Annotated in this window: 8 protein-coding genes; 4 read left to right on the forward strand and 4 right to left on the reverse strand. The window is 60.6% G+C overall.

From position 1 onward, the window contains the following. Positions 1–140: 140 nt before the first annotated feature. The 4 genes from SJY10_RS10935 (at position 141) to SJY10_RS10950 (ending at position 4,071) form a co-directional block, all read left to right on the forward strand. On the forward strand, positions 141–1,280 hold the full coding sequence (locus SJY10_RS10935; protein WP_386682483.1) for an acyl-CoA dehydrogenase family protein: 1,140 nt from the start codon (positions 141–143) through the stop codon (positions 1,278–1,280). Next, complete coding sequence (locus SJY10_RS10940) at positions 1,277–2,317, forward strand: enoyl-CoA hydratase/isomerase family protein (protein ID WP_386682485.1); 1,041 nt, start codon at positions 1,277–1,279, stop codon at positions 2,315–2,317. The genes SJY10_RS10935 and SJY10_RS10940 overlap by 4 nt, the downstream gene beginning before the upstream one ends. Next, on the forward strand, positions 2,314–3,183 hold the full coding sequence (mmsB, locus tag SJY10_RS10945) for a 3-hydroxyisobutyrate dehydrogenase (protein WP_386682487.1): 870 nt from the start codon (positions 2,314–2,316) through the stop codon (positions 3,181–3,183). Before SJY10_RS10940 ends, mmsB begins: the two co-directional genes overlap by 4 nt. Positions 3,184–3,264: 81 nt before the next feature. Next, positions 3,265–4,071 carry a hypothetical protein gene (locus SJY10_RS10950; RefSeq protein ID WP_386682489.1) on the forward strand — a complete coding sequence of 269 codons (807 nt, stop codon included), beginning with the start codon at positions 3,265–3,267 and terminating at the stop codon, positions 4,069–4,071. 68 nt (positions 4,072–4,139) lie between these two features. Here the strand turns inward: SJY10_RS10950 and uvrA are convergent, their stop codons facing one another. The 4 genes from uvrA to SJY10_RS10970 form a co-directional block, all read right to left on the reverse strand. Continuing rightward, the gene (gene uvrA, locus SJY10_RS10955; protein ID WP_386682491.1) at positions 4,140–7,019 is read right to left on the reverse strand and encodes an excinuclease ABC subunit UvrA; all 2,880 of its coding nucleotides are present in this window, start codon (positions 7,017–7,019) and stop codon (positions 4,140–4,142) included. Between the two features lie 281 nt (positions 7,020–7,300). Then, complete coding sequence (gene lpdA, locus SJY10_RS10960) at positions 7,301–8,701, reverse strand: dihydrolipoyl dehydrogenase (protein ID WP_386682493.1); 1,401 nt, start codon at positions 8,699–8,701, stop codon at positions 7,301–7,303. Positions 8,702–8,776: 75 nt separating this feature from the next. Further along, a complete protein-coding gene (locus SJY10_RS10965) occupies positions 8,777–9,358 on the reverse strand; it encodes a DUF924 family protein (protein WP_386684630.1) in 582 nt (193 codons plus the stop codon). A 66-nt stretch (positions 9,359–9,424) separates the two neighbouring features. Next, positions 9,425–10,699, reverse strand: coding sequence for an MFS transporter (locus tag SJY10_RS10970; RefSeq protein WP_386682495.1), 1,275 nt, complete (start codon positions 10,697–10,699; stop codon positions 9,425–9,427). Positions 10,700–10,736 lie beyond the last annotated feature (37 nt).

Genomic DNA, 10,736 nt, shown 5'->3' on the forward strand with positions numbered 1-10,736 from the left:
ATGCAGCCCCTGCCCCGGTGCGGCCCGCATCCGTCCCAAGTTCGGATGCGGGCTTTATCTTTTTGACAAAACGCAAAGCCTTCGGCATCCTTTTTCTGAACGCACGTTCAATTCATGCGCGCGGCAATGCGGGGGAAACGATGGATTTTGCACTGAGCCAAGAGCAGACGGCGATTTTTGACATGGCGCAAGCCTGCGGGGCAGAGCATATCGCGCCTTTCGCCCGGCAATGGGAAAAAGACGGCACCATTCCCCGTGAATTGTGGCCCAAGCTGGCAGAGCTGGGATTCGGCGGGCTTTACGTTTCCGAAAAGTCCGGCGGCACCGACCTAAGCCGGCTGGACGCGACGCTAGTATTTGAGGCGCTGTCGATGGCCTGCCCGTCGGTCGCCGCCTTCCTGTCGATCCACAACATGTGCGCGCGCATGATCGACCAGTTCGGCAGCGACGACCTGAAGGCATGGCTGCTACCCGGCGCGCTGAGTATGGACACTGTGTTGTCCTATTGCCTGACCGAACCGGCCAGCGGATCGGACGCCGCCGCGCTGAAGACGAAAGCGGTGCCGACGGACGCGGGATACGCCCTGACGGGAACCAAGGCCTTCATCTCTGGCGCGGGATACTCGGACGCTTATATCGTCATGGCCCGCAGCGGCGACGCAGGCCCCAAGGGCATCAGTGCCTTTGTCGTGACGGATGGATCAAAGGGCCTCAGCTATGGCGGGCTGGAGGATAAGATGGGATGGCGCAGTCAGCCCACCCGGCAGGTGCAACTGGACGCATGCACCGTTCCTGCCGGTAACTTGCTTGGCGAACTTGGCAAAGGCTTTACCTACGCGATGAAGGGGCTTGATGGCGGACGGCTTAACATTGCCGCCTGCTCGCTTGGGGCCGCGCAATCGGCGCTGGACCAGACCCGCGCCTATATGGCCGACCGCAAGGCTTTTGGTAAATCCATCGACCAGTTTCAGGCGCTGCAATTCCGCCTTGCCGATATGGAAATCGCCTTGCAATCGGCGCGCATCTTTTTGCGGCAGGCCGCATGGAAGCTGGATACCGGCGCACCCGACGCAACCCGTTTCTGCGCCATGGCCAAAAAGCTGGTGACCGAAACCGGATCACAAGTCGCTGATCAATGCCTGCAACTCCACGGCGGCTACGGCTATCTGGCGGACTACGGGATCGAAAAAATCGTCCGCGATTTGCGGGTTCACCAAATTCTGGAAGGCACGAACGAAATTATGCGCATGATCGTCGCCCGCGACATGGTATCGGCATGAACGACGTCGATATCCGCACCCAAGGCCGCGCTGGCCGCATTACCCTGACGCGGGAAAAGGCACTGAACGCACTGACCTGGGACATGGTGATCCAGATCGAAGATGCGCTGACCCGCTGGCGCACCGACGACGCCATAGCCCTAATTATCATCGACGCCGCCGGGCCCAAGGCCTTCTGCGCCGGCGGCGATATCGCGCAGATCTATGCGACAGGCACCGCTGGCGATTACGGCCCCGCGCGGCGGTTCTGGCGCGATGAATACCGCCTGAACGCCATGATCGCTGGCTATGACAAGCCCATCGTCGCGCTGATGCAAGGCTTTGTTATGGGCGGCGGCGTAGGGATCGGCGGCCATTGCAGCCACCGCGTCGTGGACGACAGCACCCGTGTCGCCCTGCCCGAATGCGGCATCGGTTTGGTCCCCGACGTCGGCTCTACACTTCTTTTGGCGCGCGCGCCGGGGCGTTTGGGGGAATTTCTGGGGCTGACGGGATACCGGATGGACGCGGGGGATGCGATCTATGCCGGCTTTGCCGACCACCTGACCCCGAACAGCGCCTGGCCGGACCTGATCGCAGCCCTGTGCACAGACGGTGATGCCAGCGCCGTGCAGGCCGCCGCCCTGCCCGCACCGCAAAGCAAACTGGCCGCCTGGCGCAGCGATATCGACAACGTCTTTGCAGCGGCCGATCTGCCGGCTATCCGCCAGCAGCCCGCCGCAGTACCGCCCGCACCGATCACCAATGCGCTTGATCTGATGGAACGGAACTCGCCCCTTTCTATGGCCTGCACCTTGCAGATCGTGCGAGCGGTGCGTGCGGACCCTACCATTCACACGGCCCTGACCCACGAATTTCGCTACACGTTTCGCAGTCAGCAGGTGTCCGACCTGCTTGAAGGCATCCGCGCCGCGATCATTGACCGCGACCGCAGCCCAAAATGGCGACACACCAGTTGGGACGTGCCCGCAGACGACATCGCGGCCCTGACCGCGCCCCTTGGCCCCGACGCCCTCTACCCGGAGACTTTTTTATGAACATCGCATTCATCGGCCTTGGCAACATGGGCGCGCCCATGGGCGCGAACCTGATCGAGGCCGGCCACAGTGTCACCGGCTTCGACACGCAAGCCCGGCCCGACGGCATGACCATAGCCGGCAGCGCAGCCGAAGCGGCAAAGGGCGCAGATGTCGTGATCACCATGCTGCCCAACGGCACCATCCTGCGCAGCGTCGCCGCTGAAATCCATGCCGCAATGAAACCGGGCGCGGTACATCTGGACTGTTCTACCGTGGATGTGGACAGCGCACGGCACGTCGCGCAGGCCGCCGTCGACGCCGGACTTCTGGCAATCGACGCCCCGGTATCTGGCGGCATCGGCGGCGCAACAAATGGAACCCTCACCTTTATGGCAGGCGGGCCGCAGCAGGCCTTCGACACCTGCAAACCGCTGTTCGACATCATGGGCCAAAAGGTTGTACATTGCGGCCACGCAGGAAATGGCCAGGCGGCCAAGATCTGCAACAACATGATCCTTGGCGTCACCATGATCGCCACCTGCGAGGCGTTCAATCTGGCCGACCGCCTTGGCCTTGACCGCCAGGCGATGTTCGACGTCGTCAGCACCTCCTCCGGCTCTAGCTGGAGCATGAACGCCTACTGCCCCGCCCCCGGCGTGGGGCCAACCTCCCCCGCGGATAACGATTACAAGCCGGGCTTTGCGGCTGACCTGATGCTCAAGGACCTGACCTTGGCGCAGGCCGCAGCAAAATCCGCAGACGCCGACACCCCGCTTGGCGAAGCTGCCCGCGCACTTTACGACCGGTTCGTGAATCGCGAAGACGGCGCAGGCCGCGATTTTTCCGCCATGTTGCCGCGCTTTTCCGCCCGCAGTCGCGGATAACCGCCGACGGGTCTGGCGCGCCGGAACGGCGCGCCAGACCCGCGTTTTTCCGGTGAACCAGTCACAAGAAAGACGCGACAGATGAAAAGCATCGTCACATTCACCGCCATCGCAGCCCTGACCGCCATGCCATTCGTGGCCGAGGCGAAGGGCAAAGGCAACGGACAGGGCAACAATGGCAACGGTCGCGGTAACGGAAACGGTAAAAAGCATGACCGCGCAGACCGTAACCGCAGCAACGATAACGCCCGCGGCGGCAACGCTGACTTGGCCCGCATCGCAACCGGCATCGCCGCAGCCAGCGGCCTGATCTATCTGACCCCTGACATGGACGCCGCGCAGTTTACCGAAAACGACTATCAGACTATCGCCAACTGCCCGCCGGGCCTTGCAAAAAAAGACCCCCCCTGTGTGCCACCTGGCCTTGCGAAAAAGGGTGTTACCTATCAGGACTGGGCCGGCTATGATCAAGATACACTTCGCGGCGTCTTTGACGACCGCTGGACCGACTACACCCCTGCTGTTCCCGCCCCGGATGCACCGCGCGGCACAGCCCTGAGCTCAGCGCAGATCCGCGACATTTTCGACCTGCCGGCAGAGCCCGAAGGCAAACGCTATGCCGTGATCGACGGTCGCCCGGTTCTGCTCAGCGCACAAGACTTCGAAAAGCTGATGACGATCAATACGCTGGCAGCCCGCCCGACCCTTGCCGACAATATCACGGTCCTGCCAGATGCGGCCCTGACGCAAGAGCAGCTGATAAACAGCTACAATCTGCCCGCACTGAGCGAAGGCCAAAATTACGCTGTCTTCGACAACCAGATCATCGCCCTGCCGGATCAAAGCTATGATCTTTTGCAACTGATCCGGATTTTGGGCGCGGTCTGACCTTCTTCTGGTCCTAAATATCCCCGCCGGAGGCATCCTGCCGCTGCGCCAAAGCGCAGCGGCAAATTTTATTCCGCAGCGACACGCTTGGACTGCAACATCGGCTTTAAATATCGCCCCGTGTGGCTTTCCGCGACCTCTGCCACCTGTTCCGGTGTTCCCTCGGCCACGATCCGGCCACCGCCATCGCCGCCTTCGGGGCCGATATCGATCAGGTGATCGGCCGTCTTGATGACATCAAGGTTATGCTCGATCACGATAACCGAATTGCCCTGCTCCACCAGCTCGTGCAGCACTTCCAGCAGTTTGCGCACGTCTTCGAAATGCAGACCCGTGGTCGGCTCATCAAGGATATAAAGCGTGCGTCCTGTGGATTGACGCGCCAGCTCCTTGCTTAGCTTGACCCGCTGCGCCTCGCCCCCTGACAGGGTCGTCGCCTGCTGGCCGACCTTGATATAGCCCAGACCGACCCGCACCAGCGCGTCCATCTTGGTCCGGATCGACGGCACGGCCTGAAAAAACTCCTGCGCGTCTTCCACAGTCATATCAAGGACATCGGCAATGCTCTTGCCCTTAAATTTGACCTCCAACGTCTCCCGGTTATAGCGCTGGCCCTTGCAAGTTTCGCAAGTAACATAAACGTCGGGCAGAAAGTGCATCTCGATCTTGATGACACCGTCGCCCTGACACGCCTCGCAGCGCCCCCCCTTGACGTTGAACGAAAAACGCCCCGGCTTATAGCCGCGTGTCTTCGCCTCTGGCAGGCCGGCAAACCAGTCACGAATCGGGGTAAAGGCCCCAGTATAGGTCGCGGGGTTCGACCGCGGTGTGCGGCCGATGGCGCGCTGGTCAATGTCGATGACCTTGTCCAGATGCTCGAACCCCTTGATCGTTTCGCAGGGCGCAGGGGCCTGCCGCGCGCCGTTCAGCTTCATCGCGGCGTTCTTGAACAGCGTCTCGATCGTTAGTGTTGACTTACCGCCCCCCGATACACCTGTGACGCAGACAAATTTGCCCAGCGGAAAATCAGCGGTGACATTGTGCAGATTGTTCCCTGTGGCCTTGACGACGGTCAGCTTCTTGCCGTTGCCCTTGCGCCGCTTGGCGGGCACCGCAATTTCGCGCTTGCCGGTCAGATACATACCGGTGATCGAGTTTTCGTCCGCCATGATCTCGGCGGGCGTGCCTTTGGCCACCACGCTGCCACCGTGCACACCGGCACCCGGCCCGATGTCAAAGACGTAGTCCGCCTCGCGGATCGCCTCTTCGTCATGTTCGACCACAATGACCGTATTGCCCTGATCGCGCAGGTTTTTCAGCGTCGTCAGCAGCCGGTCATTGTCGCGTTGATGCAAACCGATGCTCGGCTCGTCCAGCACATAAAGCACACCCTGCAAGCCCGATCCGATCTGGCTCGCGAGCCTGATGCGCTGGCTTTCGCCACCCGACAGCGTGCCCGCATTGCGTGCCATGGTCAGATAGTTCAGTCCGACGTTATTCAAAAAACCCAGCCGTTCGCGAATTTCCTTCAAGATCGCCTTGGCAATTTCGTTCTTCTGCTTGCTCAGCTGGTCCGGCACCGCAAGGCACCAATCATAGGCCTCTGCAATCGACATCTGCACGACGTGACCGACGTGCAAGCCGCCGATCTTAATTGCCAACGCCTCTTCACGCAGACGAAAGCCGTGGCAAGTGCCGCAGGGCCGGTTGTTCTGAAACCCTTCGAATTCCTCGCGGATCCAGTTGCTATCCGTCTCGCGGTAACGGCGTTCCATATTGGGAATGACCCCCTCGAACGGCCGCGACACCTGATAAACCCGCCCGCCTTCGTCATAGCGGAACTTGATCTCTTCCTTGCCTGACCCGCGCAGGAACACCTCCTGGTGCTTGGGGTCCAGGTCTTTCCACCGCGCATTCTTGTTAAAACCGTAGTGCTTGGCAATCGCCTCGATGGTCTGCAGAAAATAAGGGCTCTTGCCCTTGCGCCAAGGGGCCAGCGCGCCATCCGCGATCTTCAGCGTCACATCCGGCACAACCAGCTGTTCGTCAAAGAACAGCTCGACGCCAAGCCCGTCACAGGACGGACAAGCCCCCACCGGCGCGTTGAACGAAAACAGGCGCGGCTCGATTTCGGGGATCGTAAATCCGGATACCGGACAGGCGAAATTCTCGGAAAACGTGATCCGCTCCGGATCTGCTGCCGCAGCGCCTTCATCCCCCGCAGGGGCCGCAATTTCCAGCACGGTAATACCGTCCGCCAGATCCAGCGCGGTGCGGAAACTATCCGCCAGCCGCGTCTCCAGCCCTTCGCGCACGACAATCCGGTCCACAACAACGTCAATGTCATGGCGGAACTTTTTATCCAGCGTCGGCGGCTCGTCCAGCTCATAGAACTGGCCGTCGACCTTGACGCGCTGAAACCCCTGCTTGCGCAGGTCCAAAAATTCCTTGCGATACTCGCCCTTGCGGTCCCGAATGATCGGGGCCAGCAGATAGCCACGGGTGCCCTCCGGCATCGCCATGACGCGGTCAACCATATCCTGCACCTGCTGCGCCTCGATCGGCAGGCCCGTGGCCGGCGAATAAGGGGTCCCTGCCCGCGCGAACAGTAATCGCAAATAGTCGTAAATCTCGGTGATCGTCCCCACGGTAGAGCGTGGGTTTTTCGACGTCGTCTTTTGTTCAATCGAAATCGCCGGCGACAGACCACTGATGTGATCCACGTCAGGCTTTTCCATCATATCCAGAAACTGGCGCGCATAGGCCGACAACGACTCTACATAGCGCCGCTGCCCTTCGGCATAGATCGTGTCAAACGCGAGAGAGGATTTGCCAGATCCCGACAGACCGGTGATGACCACCAGCTGATCGCGCGGAATATCCACGTCAATGTTCTTCAGATTGTGTTCGCGCGCGCCGCGCACTTCGATATTCTTCAGCTCGGCCATTTTGCCCCCAAGGCGGTGTCCCCCATCAGATAGCAAGCCAAAACCCAATTGCCAGCCCCAAAAATGAACAAAGGACGAACATAGCCCATTTCGCCCCCGTTCCCTTTTCATCTGGCCCGAATACTCCGGGGGGCCGCGCCAGCGGCGGGGGCAGCGCCCCCTACACCGCACAATAAAAAGGACCGCCCGCGCGCAGACAGCCCCCTTCTTCTGGTCAGAAATATCCCGGGGAAAGGCCGCAGGCCGGGGGCAGCGCCCCCAGCACTCTCGCCCTGGAACGCCTACATATGGATCACACGCCCGTAAGCATCCAACACGCTTTCATGCATCATCTCCGACAGGGTCGGATGCGGAAAGACGGTATTCATCAAATCTTCTTCCGTCGTCTCCAGCTGACGGCCGATCACGTAGCCCTGGATCAGCTCGGTCACTTCCGCACCCACCATATGGGCCCCCAGCAATTCGCCGGTCTTGGCATCGAACACCGTCTTGATCATGCCCTCGGGCTCGCCCAGGGCAATGGCCTTGCCGTTGCCGATAAAGGGAAACTTGCCAACCTTAACGTCAAAGCCCAGCTCTTTTGCCTTGGCCTCTGTATATCCGACCGATGCAACCTGCGGATAGCAATAGGTGCAGCCGGCGATGCTTTCAGGCTTTACCGCATGCGGGTGGCCGCCGGCGATCAGCTCTGCGACCATGACACCTTCGTGGGATGCTTTGTGCGCCAGCCAGGGCGCGCCGGCGATATCGCCGATGGCGTAAAGCCCTTCGACCCCAGTGCGGCAGTATTCATCGGTCACGACATGGGTGCGGTCGATCTTGACGCCCAGCTCTTCCAGCCCAAGGTTTTCGACGTTGCCGACGATCCCCACGGCGGAAATCACGGTATCAAAGACCTTCTTCTCGATCTTGCCGCCGACCTCGATATGGGCCGTGACCTTACCCGCCTTGGGATCGCGGTCCAGCTGCTTGACGATGGCCTTTTCCATGATCGTCATGCCCTGCTTGACGAACTGCTTTTTGGCAAAGGCGGAAATCTCGGCGTCCTCGACCGGCAGGATGCGGTCCATGACTTCGACGACGGTCGTATTCGACCCCATCGTGTTAAAAAAGCTGGCAAATTCGATGCCAATCGCACCCGATCCGATCACCAGCAGATCCTTTGGCATACGCTTGGCCTGCAGCGCGTCGCGATAGGCCCAGACCAGATCGCCGTCAGCCTCTAGCCCTGGCAGGTTGCGTGCGCGCGCGCCGGTGGCCAAAACGATGTTCTTGGCCGTCAACTCCTCGCTGCCTTTCTCGGTCTTGACCGAAACCTTACCCTTAGCGGTAATCTTGGCCTCGCCCATGACGACAGAGATTTTGTTTTTCTTCATCAGGTGGCCAATGCCGCCTGACAGCTGGCCTGCGACCTTGCGCGAGCGGGCCACGACGGCGGGCAGGTCAAAGTCGGGCTTTTCAACCGACAGGCCGAACTCCTTGGCGCGGTGCATCAGGTGAAACACCTCTGACGAACGCAGCAACGCCTTGGTCGGGATACAGCCCCAGTTCAGACAGATACCGCCCAGATTTTCACGCTCGACGATGACAACTTTCTGGCCCAGCTGCGCGGCCCGAATGGCGGCGACATAGCCGCCGGGGCCGGCACCGATCACGATCACATCAAAGTTTTGGGCGGCCATGCGGTCTCTCCTGCGGGTCCGTTGAAAACTGGTTTAATACTGAACTACTCCGGCAGAAATGGCCAGAGGCGACGATCAGGCATCCTCTGCCTGCAGTTGGCGCAGGGTTGCACCATAGCCGCCGCCCAATAAAAACTCCGCCTCTGCCGCTGTTGTCGCACGGTCCAGTGCGGCGTTGCGATAAGGAAAGCGGCCAAAGTCGCGGATAATGGCGCGATGTGCGCGGGCATGTGTCAGATTGCCGGCGCCGGCATCCGGCATGCGCGTGTGAAACAGGCGCACAGCCCGGTCCTGATCCGTCAGGTTTTCCGAATGCATCAATGGCAGGTAAAAGAATTGCCGCGCGGGCGCGTCGATCTGCATGTCCCAGTCACGGTCAATCGCCATCTTTGCCGCCGCTCGCGCCACGGCATCCGTGGCAAAAGCATCGGCATGGCCGCGAAACATATTGCGCGGAAACTGATCGGTCAGAATGATATAGGCCAGCGTCTCGCTCGGGCAGGTCAGCCAAAGGCCAAAGTGCCCGTCAGCGGCACGGTTCCACGTTGGCAGAAACAGATCGCGAATGCGCGCATCCAGCGCGTCATCCTGCCGATACCAGTCGGCAGGGCCACATTCATCCAGCCAAAAGGCCAACACATCCTGAGCGGTTTTCATCATATGGGCCCTTTTGTCCGGCGCGTTAAGCTTCAGACAAACAGACGGTTGACCCTAAGACAAGTGTTATTCCGCAGGCTCGGTCTGTGCTGCCTCTCCGGTTTCTTCGGCGTCCAGATAAACCTCTTGCGCCATCTCGGCCAGGACGGGCGAAGTGGTCATCGGCAGGTTGGCATAGGTCACATGATCGTTGCCGATATCGGCACGGCTGCGGCGGGTCATCCGGTATACGCCATAGATGCCGACAGCCGACATCAGCACGCCAAGGAACACCCAGTATCCGCGCGGCCCCATGGTATCAAGCATGTAGCCCAGCGTCAGCGGGCCCATGATTGCGCCAACGCCGTTGATGAACAGCAAGCCGCCCGACGCCGCGGCCATATCCTCTTTTTCAAGGTAGTCGTTGGTATAGGCGATCAGCAGCGCATAAAGCGGGTTTGACGTCCCGCCCACCAGCGCGCCCGAAACAACCGCCAGCGTATAGGACGCCGGCCAAAATGCGCCGGCAAGGCAGCCAATGCCGCCGATCAGTGCCACCGCGATGATCAGGATCCGCCGGTCAAGGCGGTCCGACATCCAACCGATAGGATACTGCGCCACCAGCGCCGCCAGATAGATGGCGGAGACGAACAGCGAAATCTCTCCGACGCTGAAACCGGCGCGGGCCCCGTAAACCGCCGACATGCCGAACTGCGCCGAAAAAACGCCGCCCAGCAGGAACATACCGACCGCAGCCAGGGGCGAAGTGCGGATCAACTGCACAACCTTCATCGGCTTGGTGCGGCCAAAGGCGGGCGTTGGCTTGATCGACAAAAGGATGGGCGCAAAGGCCATCGACACCAGCACCGATGGCACGATGAACAGCACAAAGCCCGATACATCGCCGCGGGTGATGATGTACTGCGCCGTCACAATGCCCGCCATCTGCACGATCATATAAAGCGACAGCGCCTGCCCGCGAGTCTCGTTGCTAGAGGCGTCGTTCAGCCAGCTTTCAGCGGTGACGTAGACGCCGCAAAAACAAAAGCCGATCACAACGCGGCCCAGCGTCCAGGCAATAGGGTCCGCCAGCACTGGATACATGATCAGCACCGCGGAAATCGTGGATCCCAGCGCGGCAAAGACCCGCACATGGCCAACGCGGCGGATCAGCTCTGGTGCCATCTTGGACGCGAACAGGAACCCAAGGAAGTAGCCCGACATCACAACCGACAGCTCGAGCGTGGAAAAACCTTCCATCTCTCCGCGCAGGCCAAGAAGGGTGCCCTGCAAGCCGTTGCCGATCATCAGCATGAACATGCCAAGGAAAAGCGCCCAGGAGCTGCCAAGAACTTGTATCATCGCGGGTGCCTTTCGGGCCAGATATGGGCGTCGTCTA

Origin of the sequence: Loktanella sp. R86503 (assembly GCF_042466455.1) — a bacterium.
Lineage (GTDB): Bacteria > Pseudomonadota > Alphaproteobacteria > Rhodobacterales > Rhodobacteraceae > Loktanella.

Bases quoted from the DNA above. Each gene is read 5' to 3' on its own strand.
- SJY10_RS10935 (WP_386682483.1), top strand. From the start codon at position 141: ATGGATTTTGCACTGAGCCAAGAGCAGACGGCGATTTTTGACATGGCG.
- SJY10_RS10940 (WP_386682485.1), top strand. From the start codon at position 1,277: ATGAACGACGTCGATATCCGCACCCAAGGCCGCGCTGGCCGCATTACC.
- mmsB (WP_386682487.1), top strand. From the start codon at position 2,314: ATGAACATCGCATTCATCGGCCTTGGCAACATGGGCGCGCCCATGGGC.
- SJY10_RS10950 (WP_386682489.1), top strand. From the start codon at position 3,265: ATGAAAAGCATCGTCACATTCACCGCCATCGCAGCCCTGACCGCCATG.
- uvrA (WP_386682491.1), bottom strand. From the start codon at position 7,019: ATGGCCGAGCTGAAGAATATCGAAGTGCGCGGCGCGCGCGAACACAAT.
- lpdA (WP_386682493.1), bottom strand. From the start codon at position 8,701: ATGGCCGCCCAAAACTTTGATGTGATCGTGATCGGTGCCGGCCCCGGC.
- SJY10_RS10965 (WP_386684630.1), bottom strand. From the start codon at position 9,358: ATGAAAACCGCTCAGGATGTGTTGGCCTTTTGGCTGGATGAATGTGGC.
- SJY10_RS10970 (WP_386682495.1), bottom strand. From the start codon at position 10,699: ATGATACAAGTTCTTGGCAGCTCCTGGGCGCTTTTCCTTGGCATGTTC.